Genomic DNA, 18,659 nt, shown 5'->3' with positions numbered 1-18,659 from the left:
CCCTTTTTCTATTTAACGGTATAACTGATTGAATAACATCTTGAATGTACCATGGCTTTGTGCCCTATTGGTTATTTCAGGACCTATTGCGACCAATTTGCCCTTTCCTACCTTGGATACTAACCCGATATTAACATCTTTCAAATATTCTTGACCATGAGCCCAACCACTCAATAAGGAATGATCGGATTTTATAGATCCCAATGAATAAAGCGTATCCGAATTCTCAAATTTAAAAACCGGACTATTATTGAATACGATATTCAGGTCTTGATTCAAGCCATAATTCTCAGGCTTTGTTAAATCAACTTCTGCTCGAAGAATACTGGTCGGAACGTAATATTTCACATTGGATAATTTTACTTTCTCCCCATCTTCGTTGGTTTCCACCAATGGATTCTCTACTTCCAAACCAAAATGATAAACCAACTCAGAAGATGCTCCGATCGTCACAATCTGTCCTCCATTTTCCACAAATGATTTCAATACTGGAATGGATTTTTCTGCCGTTACTGAACCTAGCATATGCTTGTATTGATCTGGAACTATTCCTGCATCCACTGATCTTCCACTTGTCTTTGATCCATAAGCAGGTATTCCTTGCCCAACAAATAACAAAACATCATAGTCCTTGACTGCATTATTATCAATATCCTGAGGATAGAACAAGTCATAATCATAACCATACTGTTCCAGAATCCATCTCACCCATCCGGATGGCATACTGCCGCCATAATAATCAAACAACCCGATTTTCAGAGACTCTACTGGCTTCAACTGCTTCGGTTTTTTTGCAATGGCTTGACTCTTTAATCCTAAGGTCTGGCCAAATTCTTTGACTTTTGAAGCTGCCTTCGCATCTACATAAAAATCTTTGGATTCTAAATCCCGATAAACTTTCACTCCAGACTTCAACAATTGATTAATGGCTAAAAATGCATCATTTGCTTTCGCATTGATCAAATATCCGCCCTTTGAATTTTGAACCTCAACTGGCAATGCCGACATCAATACCCCACTTTCAATTTTACTCAATGGTCCATTAATTTCTTCATAAACGCGGTCATAATCAACTCCCATTTGCATCGCCAAGGTCCAGCCTGCCGCATCGTAAGGACGAATTGGAGGACCACCTTCATACTCTACATCATGTGGATGATCCTGCGGTTCAAACATATCCAATACCTGTGGTCTAAAGGCCTGATTAGTCTTTACCACAATGGAGCCCTTAGGATACTGCTTATTATTTACGGAGAAATCCGAATTCGCCTGATAGACATAAACCCCAGATTTAATCAATGCATTCACAAATTTTATAGCAGTTGGAAAATCTGCTTGATCTGCAGATAGGATATATCCTCTTGGATCACGCTTTGATTTATCAGTGAATATCGCATCGTAATAACTTTTTGGAATAGTCCTCGTCCTATAAAAAGAATTACTTTCCTCTTTCTTAACCGTTCCTGCAGCTAAATCTGCATTATATTTCTCCTCAATCTGCTCCGCATATTTCGGGTATTTCGTCCAATGATCTTTATTTCCACGGTCAATCGAGTTTTTACCCATCTTGTAGATGTTATACAACAATTTATCACCGTTTCTGGCAGCATAATCCAGAATCGCAAAATTCATGGATACTGAATAATCAATGGATTTCTTGAAATTCCAGGCCTGAGGTGCTACTGGATACGGCAATCCATTTCTCGGAACCTGACGCTCTGGCACCAATGGAATATTGGAAGGTGTAGGACTGCCCGTTACTTCCGTAAGGATTCCAATCATATTGTGGAAATATGGAGCTGTTCTTAAGCCGCCATTCCACCAGGTTGAAAATCCAGATTGATCCATCCGGACATAGCCCGGTTTATCCTCTTCATTCAACCGATTGATCATGGCAAATCCAACCCCATCAATCCCAGTGACCAATAGCGGATCAAACACATGATTGAATGGATCACGATATGGAGGTCCGGCCACGATAGTGCCATCTGGTGAGGTTTGGTGATGATTGTAAATAATCTGAGGCAACCAATCTACATAAACCACCTTGGCCAAATTACTTGCTTCCTTCATGTTGAACATAAAGAAATCCCGATTATTGTCATGCCCAACATATTTTTGATATAAGGTCGGAATTGACATATTACGCTTCGCCTTATCCTCATATTGCATATACCAATCAGCCAATAAATCCTGACCATCCGGATTGACATGCCACATCAATACCACCACCTTATCCAGATAGTTCTTAATTTCTGCATCATTCCTGTTGGTCAATTGATATAGAGTTTCTATCAATTGATGGGAACCCACCATTTCGTTGGAGTGCATTCCGCCATCAATCCATACCACGGGCTTTCCAACAGCTGCTAATTCCCTTGCTTCTTCCTCTGTGATTCCTTCTGCTCTTCCCAGCGTCTGAGAAATCTTCCTGTACTTTTCAATCTCCTTTAGATTCTCTGGAGAAGAGATGATTATCAAATGTTGCTTTCTACCCTCTTCCGTCAAGCCACCATCACGAATCAGAACCCGATCAGATTCCTGAGCTACTTTCAGAAAATAGCCCTCCATTTGTTTGTAATTCGCAAGCATAAAGTCATCTCCGATATTAAAGCCAAAATGGCTCTTCGGATTAGTTACTTGCTGAGCTGTTGAATATTGAAATTGCCCAATCAATAAGGCAACCAATATGGATTTTATAGTAGTCTTAATCATCTTTCTTTCTGTTTTTTACATATTTCTCCAACCATTGATGTTGCTCCCAAAAGGTATGCAATACCCCTTCGCGACTTCTATACCCATGGAATTCCTTCGGCAACATCACTAAACGTACAATTCCTCCATGCCCTTTGATCGCGGCATATAATCTTTCACTTTGAATAGGAAATGTTCCTGAATTCTCATCATCCATGCCATGAGTCAATAAAATAGGTCTTTTGATTTGTGGAGCATAGGTAAATGGAGACATCGCATCGTAGGTCTCTTTGGCTTGCCAATAGGTTCTCGCCTCTCCCTGAAAACCAAAAGGAGTCAAGGTTCTGTTGTATGCACCACTTCTGGCAATCCCAGCAGCAAATAAATCAGTATGTGCCAATAAATTTGCCGTCATAAACGCACCGTAGGAATGGCCACCGACTCCAATCCGATGACGATCAGCTACTCCTAATCCTACAATATGATCAATCAAGGCACTTGCATTATCTTTTATTTGCTCAATAAAAGTGTCATTCGGCTCGGCAGTTCCTTCTCCAACGATTGGCATATCCGCTTGATCTACCACCGCATATCCCTGAGTCACCCAAAATACCGGCGATCGAAAGGCTAACCTCGGGAATTTATTGGCAGATCCTTTTACCTGACCAGCCGCTTCCTTTGTTTTGAACTCACGCGGATAGGCCCAAACCAAAACTGGCAATGGCGCATCTCCTTTTTTAAAGTCTGCCGGCACATATAAAGTACCTGAAAGGTTCAATCCATCCTTCCTTGGGTAAGACAATAATGTTTTCTGAACCTGTGCAATACTTGGATATGGATCCTTGAAATCAGTTATTCTTGATTCCTTTTTATTCTTGATATTGATGGAATAAACATTGGGAGCCTCTTTTGCGGACTCTCTGGAAACATATAAAACCCCTTTATTATTAAAGAAAATAGGCTCTTCATAATACCCTCGTTTTGATTTATAAAGGGTGTCCTGCTTTCCATTCTCCACATTCCATTTCATAACAAATGGACGATCTCCTTCGGCTGAAGCCCCTTGACCTTGTGTAAATACAGAACCCTTTCCATCACTTAATAATTGCCCTTTCGCATTCATGATAAAACTCCCTGGATCGCTATAGGTATCCTCGGACTTTCGTGTTGATAATACCCGAACTACCTGATTGCTTTTCGGGTTGATCAAAGTAAGCTTTGAAGAACGATCTTTACGCCAATTCTCCGATACAATCGCCATACTTTCTCCCCACTGAATATCCCGAACACGATAGGTACCTGAGTAAATCTTTTTGGAATTCGTCAAATCATATGGTGCGGATAGTTCAAATAATTCATCCCGAATTTCTGATGCTGCATTAGGGTTCCCTTTATCCAATGCTTCAACAAAAACTAAACTAGCATCCTTATCTTTTCTCCACTCAAAATTCCTAGGACCTTCCAATACCGCATCAAAGCTTATCGGCAGATTGTCCGCCAATGGAAGGGTATAAATATCCTTTACTTTGGATCCTGCAGCTGAATAAACGGATACCTCGGCTGGAAATAAATAAATTGGGACCAGATAGGAATAAGGTCTGACAACCTTTTCTGTCAAAATATATTTTCCATCTGGTGAATAGGAAACAGATTTAAAAATTCCATTAATGGACAATGACTTTGACTGTCCTTGCAAATCCACCTGAACTAATTCGGAGCCCAAATAATATTCCATCAAGGATTCATCATACGCATTAGCCAATAAGTTCTGATAGGTTCTTGAAGGCGTAATTCCACCTAAATTCTCTTGAACCACTGGACCTGTTGGAACTGGATTTTGTACAGGAACAGCCCCTCTTGAAGCACTAATCTGTTGCACTAGAAGTGCAGTACCATCGCTATTCCATTGATAACTGGTTCCGTAAGTATCATTTACTTTATTCAATATTTTTTTCACAGATTTACTGTTCAAATCTGCTAACCACAATTCGGTATCCTGCAATGATTTATTTAAGAAAGCAAAAGCCCCTTCCTTCGAAGACCATTTAACATCTGATATCTGAGCATCTGGAGGCAAGCCTGATAAACTGAAATCTGTTCCAGTCCTTAAATCCCGAACTTTTATTCCTTTGAAAGTTCCTAGACTTTCAGCAACGGTAGTATTATTTATGGGGTTGATTCTCAATCCGGCAATTCCCAATACAGGTTGTGAAGCCTGAATAATGGATTGTAATCCCGGTGCTTCCAGAATCAACATATACCTACCATCTGGACTGAATTGTTCTACCGGAATTTGGGGAGCATCGATTAAATCAACTATAGATTGAGGTGGTAATTGATAATTGATTGCTTCCTGTGCATAGGTCATGTTGGACCCTGCCAAAAAAGCAAGAAATAAACCTGCTTTCAAATAGTTGTGGTTAGTTTTTTTTGTAAAATTCATCTACATTGTTTGTTTACTAGGTCATTCATTGTTTAGTGATTTATTCCAATTGCTGGTTGACAATGACCCTTTGATTTCGTTAATAATAATTTAGAACCCCAACTTCTTGCTGAAATAAAAAATTCCAATGCAATCTTAAATGAGATCCTGAAAAAGACAATAAGTTAAGTTCTTTTAGTTTTCCTCTAACTAAGCCGCAGCAATGTTCAGGTGCATGAACAGGTAAAATGTTTAGTATTGAATACGTTAGGAGAAAACTCTATTGAAAGATTAATTATTGAGAAAATAATAGAGTCAGTCAGGATGTTTTTTCATTTTAATTTCGATTAATTTGGTTTGTCAAATTTAATATTAAAACGAAAGAATACCTGAAAATTAAAGTATCATTTTGAATAGAATAAGGATTAGATAGGTATTAAATCCCGATAATTAAGGTCATAATTATGGCTATATAGTTTTAGCTAATATTAACTACCATCTAAAACAGCGATTATTGGTTGTCGGAATCGGGTTCTAACGGTTTTATCACCTTTGAGTGCGGGAATCCACTTTGGGGATCGCTTCATCACGCGCAAGGCTTCCTTGGCAAATGCAGGGCTGATCTTGGATTTATTTAATATCTCCACATCACAAACTTCCCCATCTTCACATACTGTAAATTCCAATACTGCAGTCTGCCGTAATCCAAACTCAGCATATTGAGCACTATCCATCTCTAGAATTGCCCGGTCAATATTGATCGTATTTGCTAAAAATCGCTGCCAGCCACTCAATCCCCCAACAAATTGAGGAACTTTATCCACTTCCCGAACTATACTACTATCCTGTACCGGCTTCTCCTGCGCAAAAGTAGTCGAACTGAAAAAAATCAATATGATTATGGCAAACAACCTCATAACATTCTACTAATCAACAGTATTAAGTTACGAAAATTTAAACGAATTTGAATATAATTTACCTTGGAAGTTGAACCTCTGAAATAAATTCCCCATGTTCATCACTTATGAACGTCATTGGGTTTTCTGGGTCTTTAATAATCTCGAACAAGGTATAACCCCATGGTTTCCAAAAGTTCTCTAATACCTGCCCATAGGTCTTGACAACCCATTGATCAAAGATTGGCTTGAGTGTCCAATCATTCAATGGCATCGGTTCCACAAAAACTTTCTCCGGAACCTCCATATAAGTGTACTCTGGTAAACGGTTAAATAAATAGGCGGAATAAAAATAACGTGCACAGATCTCCTCAAACTGAATCGGATGCAATACCTTGCCCGCAACTTTATTCAACACCTCCTCATGATAGATCTGATGAACACCATTATCCTGCAAGGTTGCTATGATCGCAAAATCCTTCATACGAATGGAAAAAATCAAGGTGTTGATTTCATCTCGGTACATAAAAGTTTCAGGAGCACTATCAACAGGAAGAACTAGGATGGTAAATGGATTTTTATGCTCAAACTCCATCGTGCAGATCAAAGATTGCAACATAAAATGTAGGTTCTTAAATTTATGAACCAATGCTTGAGAAAAATTCAACGCCTCTCCCGAAAGAAAAGCTTGTCTTATTCCAACTTGAATCTCATTGAAAACAACTCCATATAATATCTTTCCGACCCATTGAAACAAAGTCAATTGATCCAGATCTTTTAAAGCAGTGTATCCAACCTGTACCGCATCCTCGACCTTTTGCTCTACCTCTGAAAATACAGCTGCTACTTCTGCTGAACAGGGTAATTGCAATTGTTTATAGGTTACTAAACTCTCATCCAACAATTTAAAAGGCTTATCCTCCAAATCAAAGGATCGCATCATCCAAACAGGAAAAACCTGAATTTTCTCATCCTCAGAGTTTAAGGATTTACCAGATAAAAAACAGGTCTTATTGTCAAATTGAAAATCCAAAAATGGATTGTAGAGTTTATTTACCATAAGCTGCAAAGGTAATACAAAACTCATAGAAGGAAAACCATGCTTCTACAATTGACGACAACATGACTTTGATGGACAGATTTACTTATAACAAGAAATTTCGAATAGGATAATTCAACTCTTCGGCTTTATTCCAAACCATAAAATGACCGCCCCCTTTAATCCGAATGCTGTAATCCACATTTTGAATGGGAATCAAACGGTCTTTATCGCCATGAATCTGAAGACAATTAACTGGAACATGGGTATTTTCCCAGTTTACTATTTTATCGATTGCCCATTTCTGAAAATCAGGGTCTGAATCATTCAGCATGGTGTCAAACAGAAACTGTTCCTCATCTGATTTCAAGCCAAAAAGCCAATATAAGATCTTGGAGTTCGCAAAATTGGCAGCAGCACCCGAGAATAATTTATGTAGGGACAGGAATTTGGATACCCCCAGAACTTTAGGTAATTCATCTTTTGTCTTCGCTGAGGAGATTAGGACAGTTTTTTTGAAATCATAATATTTGGAAAGCTCAGCAATACACATCCCTCCAAAGGATAGCCCAAGAACATTGGCTCCTTGTTTTGGCAATTGATAATGCTCTGCTAATCGGAATACATAACTTTCAAAGGCTTCCGAAGGTCTTGGTTTTAACCAATCCACGAAAACAACCTCCATTCCAGAAAAATCAAGTTTTTCGAAAACCCGACGGTCTGCCCCCAATCCAGTAAAAACATAGATAGTATCCATCTACCTAAGTTAACTAAATCAAGCAATATTTACCTTATTGTTTTCATATAGTAAAGCTGCCGAAATCACCTGCCCATCCTGTCCTTTTACTCCTTGTAAAACAGAGGTTCGCCCTTTCTCCAGAAGGTTTTTCATCTCCTTTTCATCGAGGAATACTCCATTTAAGGTCCGCCAGATTTTGAAATCGCAGCCTCGTGCATAATGATCGCATTGGGCAACCTTATCGTATAATTGAATAGATCCAGGTTTGCATTTTGGACATTTTATCTTGCCTTTTTGCAATGGCTTTAACTCCTCATGTGCAATCGCAATTCGCAACTGTAAAAGTTCCTTGGTAATTTTCGCCGTGTAATCCTTGATATGTTTCATAAACACATCATAACTCACTTTATTCGCGCGCATTTCCTCCAGCTTCTGCTCCCATTTTCCTGTCAAGGTCACTTTTGCAATGGAACGATCCTTCACGAGAAAATATACAGAAAGTCCCTTTTCGGTCGGGATTAATTTCTTTTTATCTCGTTTGATATAGTCCCTTTGAAATAAGGTTTCAATAGTCGCTGCACGAGTCGCCGGAGTTCCCAACCCACAATCCTTCATGGCTTGACGCATCTCATCATCCTCTATCTCCTTACCTGAAGTCTCCATCGCTTTTAATAAGGATGCCTCAGTATGGATGGGTCTCGCTTTTGTAAACCGCTCAGCCAATTCCAAGGTCAATACCTCCAAAAGCTCCTCAACAATCAGCTTTGGTAACTGCGCATTTTCATTATCCTGATCATCTGTATTCTTATCTTCATCAGGCAACTCAACCTGGTCTGCCGATAATCGCCATCCATATTGCTTAATCACAGTACCCTTCGCAATCAATTCCACGCCCGCAGCATCAATCGTGACGGTCGTAATATCCTTCAGGCAAACCTCAGAGAAACTCTCTACCATTCTCTTGGCTATCATATTGTAGATATTCTGTTGGTCCATAGGCATAGGCCCTGGTTTCTCATCAGTAACCAGCAACGCATGGTGATCCGTTACTTTCTTATCGTCTACCGAACGTTTGTTGAGCTTGGCACCAATCAAATTCTTGCTAATTACTGCGATTTGTTCCTGCGCCGTATCCGCCAAATGTTGAAACAACTCCTCGATCTTCTCAAAAACATCTTCCCCAATATATCTGGAACCCGTACGCGGATAGGTTATTACTTTCTTTTCATATAAAGTCTGTGCAATACTCAGAGTTTGATCTGCAGAATAGCCATATTTCTTATTGGCATCTTGCTGCAAGGAGGTCAAGTCAAACAACAATGGTGGTTGCTCCTTGGTTTCCTTTGCTTCTACGTTCTTCACGGAAGCATTCATGCCCACCTGTAATTTGGCAACAGTTTCTTCCGCTACCTCCTTCTTATCAATCTTATTGGAAGTTGCTTTAAATTGAATTCCTTCTTTCTCAAATCCAGCTTGAATCTTATAAAATGCCTGCGGTTTGAAATCTTTATTCTCCAAATACCGAGAACAGATCATCGCCAAGGTAGGTGTCTGTACGCGTCCCAAGGACAGTAAACCTCGGTTTCCTGCTGCTAATGTCAATGCTTGGGTAGCATTGATCCCAATCAGCCAATCAGATTCTGACCTGGAACGAGCTGACATGTATAAACTATCATACTCTACCCCTTCCTTTAAATTGGCAAAACCTTCTTTTATCGCTTTATCCGTTTGTGAGGATATCCACAATCGCTTAAAGGGAACTTTAGAATTTAAATAATAATAGATATTCCTGAAGATCAATTCTCCTTCCCGTCCAGCATCCGTCGCCACGATGATTTCTTCCGCCTCATTCAATAAAGCTTTGATGGTATTCAATTGCTTCAATGCCCCAGCATCATCCATCTGCTTCCCATCTCGCTTCACCTTCTTCACCTCCAAAGAAAACTGTGTCGGTATGATTGGCAAATTGGAAACCGACCAATTATGAAATCCATACGCCTGTGGTGTACATAGTTGAACCAAATGCCCAAAGGCATAGGTAAAGGCAAATCCATTCCCCGAAATATATCCATCCTTCACCTCCTTAGCTCCCATGACTCTTGCCAAATCCCGCGCTACTGAAGGTTTCTCTGCTATTACTACTTTCATTCAATAATTTAATCCATCCCTATGATTAGGAATCATTTTATAATTTGTTCATCCGATAGCTTTTCCCTTATTATTCCAAGGAAGCAATTGAAATCCCCTGGATTTTTCGGTAAAGCTCTACCGCATATACATCAGTCATGCCCGACACGAAATCAAGCACTGCCCGAATTTTGGAATAGGTATCAACTTTATCCGTATGAAACTGCTCTGGAATCATGGCTACCAACTTTTTGTCAAACATGGATTTGTTCGACTTTAAATAAGCGGGCACAAATTCTTCCAACAAGGCATTCATGACCTTAAAACCTGCAATCTCAATCTGCACGACAGTTGGCGCATTATAAATCCGCGCAACCGAAATTTTGGAAATGATTTTCATCTGTTCCACAATTACCGGATCTAAAGCATCCATCAATGGTTTCTCAAAGGTCCCCGATAGAAATTTATCCTCATTTTCCACAAACACCTTTGCACATGCCCAAATCAGTGTATTTATTGCTTTTGCACGCAATAATGAAACCCGACTTGCGGTATCGGCCAAGGAATCCAATCGATCCCGTAAATCTTCACCAGCGCATAATGGCAATAATAAATCCTCAACTTCCTGGTAGGATAGAATTTTTAAATGGTGAGCATCTTCTAAATCAATAATATTATAACAGATATCATCTGCCGCCTCCACCAAATAAACCAGTGGATGACGCAAATACCCCTTCGGATTGGAAGGGTCTGCCTGTAAGCCCAATTCTAGGGCAATTTTTTCAAAGCTTGCTTTCTCTGAATCAAAGTAACCATATTTCTTTCTATGGTGTGAACCTTTGACATGTCCATCAATAGCTGCACATGGATACTTTACAATCGAAGCCAAGCTCGTATAGGTCAACGCAAATCCTTTTGGGTCTTTACCATTAAAGGCGTGCGTCAAAATCCGCAATGCATTCGCATTACCTTCAAAATGAATCAGATCCTCCCACTGCTCCTTGCTGACCAATTCCTGATATTTCTGCCCTTTTCCTTCTGTAAAAAAACTTGAAATAGCAGCTTCCCCAGAATGCCCAAAAGCTGGATTTCCCAGATCATGGGACAAACATGCCGCAGAAACAATATTTCCAACCTCCTGCAGATAAGGCGCTTCCTCATCTATATTGGGGTGATTTTCTTTCAACAAATTGTAAAACAATCTCCCCAAGGAACGACCTACCGAAGCAACCTCTAAACTATGCGTCAAACGATTATGAACAAAGACTGCTCCCGGCAATGGAAATACCTGGGTTTTATTCTGTAGCCTTCGAAATGGGGATGAAAATATCAAACGGTCATAATCGCGCTGAAACTCAGAACGTGCATCAAATTGCTCATTATTCTCACGACTTTCATAGCCCCAACGCCTAGCCGATATCAGTTGTTTCCAATTCATGTAAAATCTCAGATTTTGATTGACAAATATACCATTTTAAAATTTCAAGCCTCTCCCGAAAAAGGAATCGACATCAAATTCTAACTCAACATTTTGCAAATCAAAGGTTGATGAAAAAAAATTATTCTTCTTCAGTATTCGACTTCTTGTAGATCATTCCGACTACTAAATTCAAGACATAAAGTAACTGAAGGAAAACCATCAATAAAAAGGTCCCAACATAGAACTGTTGAATCTTTATTATTCGTTCTGCCTGCTCCGCATTGGGTAAACGGCTTGACACATCGGCTTCAAAATTTCCAAAATAAACCCGCTCCACAAATCCCCAGGTCCATACATTCACAATCAAACAGATAAAACTAATTAAATGCATGATGCTCCAAGTTTTTGAATATAACTTCTGTTCTGTAAAATAATATAAACCGGAAAAAATTAATCCGAGTAGACCTAAAAATTTAAATAGCGAAATGGAAGAAAGTACGTAATACGTATCATAAAGGTTAATCGTAATGGAAGAATCTTTGGAAGGAACAAATACTGCAAAGGCAAGAACCAGAACACCTGCAACAAAAAAAAGCAAAGAAATCTTGAACATGACGATTGATTTTAAACAAAATAATAAAATCCTTGCGATTATTAAAATGATAGTTCTTTGGAACGAATCCCTTTATTATTATCTTTAGCAGAAGCAACAAAAATAGAATGACGACTTATAAACTACCTCACCCTAAGGACTTTGAAAGCAAACTGCATGGAAAGAACACCCATCTGATAACGCTCACAAATCGTGCTGGAATGCAAATCGCATTAACAGATTACGGGGCTAGGCTCGTAAGTGCGCTTGTTCCTGATAAAAATGGAAACTTAATTGATGTAGTTCTAGGCTTTGATAGCATCCAAGGTTATCTGGAAGCAAAAGAAGTTTATCATGGAGCATCGATCGGTCGATTCTGTAACCGTATCGCCAATGGAAAATTCGCCTTAGATGGTAAAGAATATAGCTTGGATCAAAACAATGGGACTAACTGCTTGCATGGTGGTGCAACTGGTTTTCATACCCGAGTATGGGATAGGCAAGTCAGCTTTAATAAACAGGTCGACTTCTATTATGTTTCTCCTGATGGCGAAGAAGGATTCCCTGGAGAATTGAAAACAACGGTATCCTACGAATTAAATAATGAAAATGAAATCATTATCAAATTCAGAGCTACCACAAACGCTCCAACAGTGGTCAACTTTACCAATCATGCCTATTTTAACCTGAATGGAGAAGGAAATGGCGATGTATTAAATCATGTGGTATGGATCAATACGGATGAATTCCTCCCATTGAATGAAAATCAAATTCCTACTGGCGATTTATATCCTGTGGAAGGCACAGCATTTGACTTCAGAACCCCCAAAGTGCTAGCAACTGAAATCAATAGCCCTGAAGAACAGATTCAAATTGCTAATGGTTATGACCATAGTTTTGCCAATAAACAACCCATCAGCGAACCTATCGCTTCAGCATATTCACAGGAATCTGGAATTGAACTTCAAGTATTCAGTACTGAACCAAGCATCCACCTGTATACTGGAAATTTCCTGCATGAAGACGAAGGTAAATCCGGCAGAAAATACCTACGCTATGGCGGACTTTGCTTTGAAGCACAACATTATCCTGATAGTCCCAATCAAGAAAAATTCCCAAGCGTTAGACTGAACCCAGATGAAGTTTTTGAAAGTGAAATCAGATACAAATTTAATATCAAGAAATAAAAAAAAATAACAATCCAGCCTTGACCGAATCTTCTAGACAGGTCTTGAGTTTATACTGGATATGCATAAAAAAGAAAACAGGTCATTGAGATAATCCCAATGGCCTGCTTTCTTTTACTTATATCTATAAAGGCTAGTTCAAAAGGTTCTCCAAAGCTTGATCTACTTTTTCAAACCCGAATTCAGCTTTTACGGTCTTAAACATTCTTTCAATTTGGTCATTGCATAAGTTACCGATACTTCCCTCATGGGTATGGTTGACTTCTTTTGCTGGTTGGAATTTTCCCTCTTCAATATCAATTCCGATTTTACGATAGGCCTCCCGGAATGGAACACCATTCAACACCTCATTGTTCACCACTTCTACAGAGAACAGGTAATCGTATTTAGGGTCATCCAAGATATTATCCTTGATACTGATATTCTCCAGCATATACTTCGCAATTGCCAAGCAATCATTAAGGGATTGGAAGGCTGGGAATAGATTCTCTTTTAATAATTGTAAATCCCGATGATATCCTACCGGAAGATTGGTTGTCATCAAGGCAATTTCATTTGGCAATGCCTGAATCTTATTGCAACGGGAACGAATCAATTCGAATACATCCGGGTTTTTCTTATGCGGCATAATGGAAGACCCTGTGGTCAAATGCGCCGGAAAGGAAATAAATCCAAAATTCTGATTGATAAACAAGGTGACATCCATGGCAAATTTCGCTAAGGTAGCAGCAATGGAACTCATCGCTTGTGCCAGGATACGTTCGGTTTTCCCTCTTCCCATTTGGGCATAAACCACATTATAATTTAGATCTTCAAAACCTAATAATTCCGTGGTCATTGTTCTGTTCAATGGAAAGGAAGAACCATAGCCTGCTGCGGAACCCAATGGATTTTTATTGCATACATTCCATGCCGCTTTCAACAACTGAAGGTCATCAACCAGGCTTTCCGCATATGCACCAAACCACAAACCAAAGGATGAAGGCATGGCGATCTGAAGATGGGTATAGCCCGGCATTAATACAGATTTATATTGATTGCTTAAGGAAATAAGCTCCTGGAATAATTCCTCGGTATTCTTAAAGATGCTTTCGATCTCAGATCTGAAATATAATTTCAAATCCACCAAAACTTGGTCATTTCTAGATCGACCGGAATGAATTTTCTTTCCTGCTTCGCCAATACGCTCGGTAAGCATCATTTCTACTTGCGAGTGTACATCTTCAACAGAATCTTCAATCTTGAAATTCCCTGCCAAGATTTCTCTATAAATATTCTTGAGTTCTTTTTGTACATCCAACAAATCCTGATCGGTCATCAATCCAATGCTATTCAACATTTTGGTATGCGCCAATGAACCCAATACATCGGCTGCTGCCAGGTTCATATCCATTTCGCGGTCTTGTCCGACGGTAAAAGTCTCAACAAAGGAATCTACATCAATATTTTTTTGCCAAATTTTCATCTTCAAAATCTTGTCGAACAAAAGTACCAATATCTACGCAAAATGCAAGAACAGCATTCCCCTTCATTTTTTTTCTTATCAAGAAGAATTAGCTAAACTTACCGAAAAATAAAAAGCGTCCTGCCTACACTTAATAATTTTTTCAAAGAAAATTCCAGGCTCAAAATGATGGAAAATGATTAATTTTTCATCAAGTTTTTAAAAATAAATTTTAAACTAGCTTAACTTTTTAAATGTTAAAAAATGTTAATGCTTTTCCGTTTTAGCATAACTGTAATGCACATTTTCCTGCTTAACATTCAAGAGGATAAGCGATAGCAAATATTAAATTGTAATAAACTTTTAATAAAGGAATAGGCATTTTCAAAGAGTTTTACAATTAAGTAATCACTTACTTTTTTTTAAAAAACATCTTGTGACAACGTAATTAAAGCTCTATGTTTGTGATGTAAAGGGGAATGAAAGATATTAAAAGTGAGTTTACACTTACGCTTAATAGCCAACTACAAATTACTAAAACATGATAGACCGGAAAGTCTTAAAACTTTGAAAGAATTATTCTATCCAATTATAAACTAATTTTGATTAAAGACTTGTCACCATGCCCACGACAAGTCTTTTTTTTATGTCTAAATTTTCAATTCGCTTCCATTTTTTCATATATCCAATCTCATACCAAGTTTTGTATTGGCTCGGATTTTCTTCGGACCTTGTTCGAATTTTCCCGACCAAAGTCCGAAGAAGGTCCGAAGAAAGTCCGATAAAAATGCGGCAAAAGGACCAACTTGTTTGAAATTTAAAGTGAGTGAATATGCAAATAAGCCCTTCCACTCTTTTCTATTAACAGCAGATGTTGGATAATCCCATTAGTTCAATGAAAACCTGTATATTTGTATCAAGGAAAAGCAATACAGCTTTCCCAATACAGATTAGAAGATGGGAACAGAAAGTAAAAGACAACAACGATTTGCTGGAGTAATACAACAAGATCTTGCAGAAATGTTTCAACGTGAGGGCAATTCTTGGGCTCCCGGTGCTTTTATTACCGTTACCAGGGTACGTGTCACTCCGGATTTAGCAATCGCTAGAGTTTATTTGAGTTTTTTAAATACCAAAACTGCAAAAGCAGATATCGATAACATTAAATCAAAATCTAATGAAATTCGGTATAAACTAGGAACACGTATTAAAAATCAAGCCCGCATTGTCCCTCAATTGGAATTCTTCTTGGATGATACCAATGAATACGTGGAACATATGGATAAGATTTTTGACGAAATCAGCAAAGAACCTAGACAACCGGAATAGGTAAGTTCAGAATATCATGCCCTATTTATTGGATGAAAACAAATTGGTTTTCCCCCATCCATCCCTAGCGGATGAAGATGGTTTATTAGCAATCGGAGCCGATTTACAGCTTGAACGCCTCCTTTTGGCTTATGAAAATGGTATTTTCCCTTGGTACAATGAGGAAAATCCTATTCTATGGTTCGCCCCATTGGAAAGATTCGTTTTAGTACCCAATAAAATCAAACTTTCTAAGAGCATGAAGCAGATTATAAAATCCAATAAATTCAAGATTACAATTGATCAGGATTTCAAATCTGTCATTGAAAATTGTGCGAGCATGCCGAGGAAAGATCAGGACGGGACATGGATAATTGCAGATATGCAGGAAGCCTATATCCGATTACATGAGGCAGGATATGCGCATAGCATCGAGGTTTGGCAGGATCAAAAATTAGTCGGTGGACTTTATGGAGTGCAGGTTGGCAAAGTATTTTGTGGAGAAAGCATGTTTTCCAAGGTCTCCAATGCATCCAAAATTGCCCTGATCTACTTAGCCCAAAATTTTGGATTATCCTTAATTGATTGCCAGATTCCTTCGGATCACCTCAGCAGCATGGGAGCAGAAACCATCAGCCAGTCCGAATATTTAACGATTCTTCATAATCAAGAAATATTGCCCTATGAATTTCAAAGAACACTTTAATCTACCCGATGATCTTATTTATCTCAACACCCCCGGTAATGGGTTATTGCCAAAGGAAACTTTGGCCTGGAGACAAAAATGGGAACAAGACTTTTTTGAAATCAAATCGGACCTAAGGGATGAGCAACCTGAATTCATTTATTCTGTCAAGGAAACAGTAGCCGATTTCTTTCATTCGAAACCGGAAAACACCTACCTGACTCCTAATTTCTCTTTTGGCTTCGCTACCTTACTGGATTTACTTCCGAAGCAGCTTACCTATTTGGTATTGGAAGATGAATATCCATCTCTGCAATATCCTTTAGTCAACAGAAAATTAAAATTCTTCTCGATTCCAGTATCTGCCAAGCTGGAGGAAACCATAATACATGGAATTGAGCAATATAAACCAGATGTATTGGTTCTTAGTTTGGTTCAATATATTTCAGGCTTAATGATAGATCTTGATTTTATCAAGAACCTAAAAAAGAGTCACCCGAACCTATTGATCATAGCTGATGGCACCCAATACTTGGGTGTGGCGCCATTTGATTTTCAGGAATCAGGCATCGATGCACTTGCTGGATCGGGTTATAAATGGTTGTTATCAGGGTTTGGAAATGGTTTTATCCTCTTAAGTGATCAATTGAAATTGATGCTTGAGGATCTGAAATCTGATGTTCCATTACCTCAAGTGTCCATGTGGAAAAATAAGAAAATATTGGATACCTTCTTCGAGCCTGGCCATCAGGATACTTTAAGTCATGGTACTTTACAAAGCAGCTTGCGTTTTCTAAAAAAGCAAGGTCTACAAAACATTCAGGACCATATCAAAGTTTTATCGGATGAGGCCTACAAACTATTGCTGGAAAGGGATTTGATATTACCATATATTGCTGAAAGAAACATTAGATCATCATTGATCAATGTTCAAATTCCGCAGGAATTATATCCTAACCTCATGAATATGGGAGTCAAATGTTTTCCTCGGGGAACAGGAATACGAATTGGAATACACCTTTATAATGATTTAAGGGATATCCATAATTTTGTGAATATTATTGAAAGCTTACGATGAATTATAAAATAGGAGATTTAGTTAGATTCGTGGATGAGCCTATTGAGGGTCATATCACGGCATTCTTAAAAAATGGATTAGTTGGTGTCACAGACGATACAGGTTTTGAAATCCCTGTGATGCAGGATAAAATCACCTTGGTCCATGGAAATATGCGGATGGAAGAGGATGAGGAACCTACAACCGTTGTTCAAACCGGAAAATTCATTGAGAAAGGCATTTTTCTAGCCTTAACCGGCGAACAGAAGGATGGATTGGTTAAGTTTTTCATTGTCAATGAAACGTCCTTCGAATTAATGGTCACCGTTTCTGAGTCTGTCGGTAATAAAAGAACTGGAATTTTCGCCAATGTTGTTCCTGCTAGAGAGTACAACCAAATTTATACTGGGAATTTTTCCGCAATCAACAAATGGCCGAATTTGGAGTTTCAAATCCTTAGAACTTCACGCAGACAGCATAATGCTTTTCCGCCTATCGAAAAAACCCTGAAAGTAAAACCGCTAGACCTGATAAATTCCAAGGAAAATTCAGAGGTGCTGCCAGAGAAAGCATGGTTATTTGAGCTGGATAAGGTAGAAGAGAATATTGGTTTGGATAAATTAAAACAGCATTTTATTTCGCATAGACCGGGGAAGTAGATTTGAGATATGAGATGTGAGATGTGTGAGGTAGATTTGAGATATGAGATGTGAGATTTGAGATAGTCATCGGCTACTAGGCGGAGACAAGAACCCCATCGGGGTGACATGTTTGTAGCAAGAACCATTAACCAAGGTACAGCCCCATCGGGGTGACATGTTTGTAGCAAGAACCATTTACCAAACTACAGCCCCATCGGGGTGACATGTTTGTAGCAAGAACCATTTACCAAATTACAGCCCCATCGGGGCGACATGTTTGTAGCAAGAACCATTAACCAAGGTACAGCCCCAGCGGGGTGGCATGTTTGTAGCAAGAATCGTATACCAAGGTACAGCCCCAGCGGGGTGACATGTTTGTAGCAAGAATCGTATACCAAGGTACAGTCC

At 38.9% G+C, this 18,659-nt stretch carries 14 protein-coding genes; 5 read left to right on the top strand and 9 right to left on the bottom strand.

Going from position 1 to position 18,659, the window contains the following annotated elements:
• Positions 1–12 precede the first annotated feature (12 nt).
• From ACF3OC_RS02460 to ACF3OC_RS02425, 8 genes are all read right to left on the bottom strand, one after another.
• Positions 13–2,715, bottom strand: a complete 2,703-nt coding sequence (locus tag ACF3OC_RS02460; RefSeq protein WP_392470811.1) for a M14 metallopeptidase family protein — start codon at positions 2,713–2,715, stop codon at positions 13–15.
• Positions 2,708–5,137, bottom strand: a complete 2,430-nt coding sequence (locus tag ACF3OC_RS02455) for a S9 family peptidase (RefSeq protein ID WP_256962491.1) — start codon at positions 5,135–5,137, stop codon at positions 2,708–2,710. Before ACF3OC_RS02455 ends, ACF3OC_RS02460 begins: the two co-directional genes overlap by 8 nt.
• Before the next feature lie 467 nt (positions 5,138–5,604).
• Positions 5,605–6,033: an energy transducer TonB gene (locus tag ACF3OC_RS02450; RefSeq protein WP_094280236.1), complete on the bottom strand. Its 429-nt coding sequence runs from the start codon at positions 6,031–6,033 to the stop codon at positions 5,605–5,607.
• Between the two features lie 58 nt (positions 6,034–6,091).
• Complete coding sequence (locus ACF3OC_RS02445; RefSeq protein ID WP_392470808.1) at positions 6,092–7,072, bottom strand: hypothetical protein; 981 nt, start codon at positions 7,070–7,072, stop codon at positions 6,092–6,094.
• 85 nt (positions 7,073–7,157) lie between these two features.
• Positions 7,158–7,808 (bottom strand): alpha/beta fold hydrolase, encoded by a 651-nt coding sequence (locus ACF3OC_RS02440; RefSeq protein WP_094280237.1) that lies wholly within the window; start codon positions 7,806–7,808, stop codon positions 7,158–7,160.
• An 18-nt stretch (positions 7,809–7,826) separates the two neighbouring features.
• Positions 7,827–9,938: a type IA DNA topoisomerase gene (locus ACF3OC_RS02435; protein WP_094280238.1), complete on the bottom strand. Its 2,112-nt coding sequence runs from the start codon at positions 9,936–9,938 to the stop codon at positions 7,827–7,829.
• A 70-nt stretch (positions 9,939–10,008) separates the two neighbouring features.
• Positions 10,009–11,355, bottom strand: a complete 1,347-nt coding sequence (locus tag ACF3OC_RS02430; protein WP_094280239.1) for a deoxyguanosinetriphosphate triphosphohydrolase — start codon at positions 11,353–11,355, stop codon at positions 10,009–10,011.
• Between the two features lie 121 nt (positions 11,356–11,476).
• Positions 11,477–11,950 carry a hypothetical protein gene (locus ACF3OC_RS02425; protein ID WP_094280240.1) on the bottom strand — a complete coding sequence of 158 codons (474 nt, stop codon included), beginning with the start codon at positions 11,948–11,950 and terminating at the stop codon, positions 11,477–11,479.
• A 107-nt stretch (positions 11,951–12,057) separates the two neighbouring features.
• Here ACF3OC_RS02425 and ACF3OC_RS02420 point away from each other — a divergent pair, with 107 nt between their 5' ends.
• Positions 12,058–13,116, top strand: coding sequence for an aldose epimerase family protein (locus tag ACF3OC_RS02420; RefSeq protein ID WP_094280241.1), 1,059 nt, complete (start codon positions 12,058–12,060; stop codon positions 13,114–13,116).
• A gap of 133 nt (positions 13,117–13,249) precedes the next feature.
• Here ACF3OC_RS02420 and argH read toward each other — a convergent pair whose 3' ends face one another.
• Positions 13,250–14,581, bottom strand: a complete 1,332-nt coding sequence (gene argH, locus ACF3OC_RS02415) for an argininosuccinate lyase (protein ID WP_094280242.1) — start codon at positions 14,579–14,581, stop codon at positions 13,250–13,252.
• A gap of 936 nt (positions 14,582–15,517) precedes the next feature.
• Here argH and rbfA point away from each other — a divergent pair.
• Genes rbfA through ACF3OC_RS02395 form a run of 4 tightly spaced genes read left to right on the top strand, consistent with a single transcriptional unit; the run spans position 15,518 to position 18,269 of the window.
• A complete protein-coding gene (gene rbfA, locus ACF3OC_RS02410; RefSeq protein ID WP_094255507.1) occupies positions 15,518–15,889 on the top strand; it encodes a 30S ribosome-binding factor RbfA in 372 nt (123 codons plus the stop codon).
• A gap of 16 nt (positions 15,890–15,905) precedes the next feature.
• Positions 15,906–16,574 (top strand): leucyl/phenylalanyl-tRNA--protein transferase, encoded by a 669-nt coding sequence (gene aat / locus ACF3OC_RS02405; RefSeq protein WP_094280243.1) that lies wholly within the window; start codon positions 15,906–15,908, stop codon positions 16,572–16,574.
• Positions 16,552–17,631, top strand: a complete 1,080-nt coding sequence (locus tag ACF3OC_RS02400; RefSeq protein WP_094280244.1) for an aminotransferase class V-fold PLP-dependent enzyme — start codon at positions 16,552–16,554, stop codon at positions 17,629–17,631. The genes aat and ACF3OC_RS02400 overlap by 23 nt, the downstream gene beginning before the upstream one ends.
• Entirely contained in the window at positions 17,628–18,269 is a 642-nt protein-coding gene (locus ACF3OC_RS02395; RefSeq protein WP_094280245.1) for a hypothetical protein, read from the top strand. Before ACF3OC_RS02400 ends, ACF3OC_RS02395 begins: the two co-directional genes overlap by 4 nt.
• Positions 18,270–18,659 lie beyond the last annotated feature (390 nt).

It is taken from the genome of Sphingobacterium cellulitidis (assembly GCF_043187465.1).
Lineage (GTDB): Bacteria > Bacteroidota > Bacteroidia > Sphingobacteriales > Sphingobacteriaceae > Sphingobacterium > Sphingobacterium cellulitidis.
Note: the sequence above shows the minus strand (reverse complement) of the source record. Positions and strands in the feature narration are given on the sequence as shown.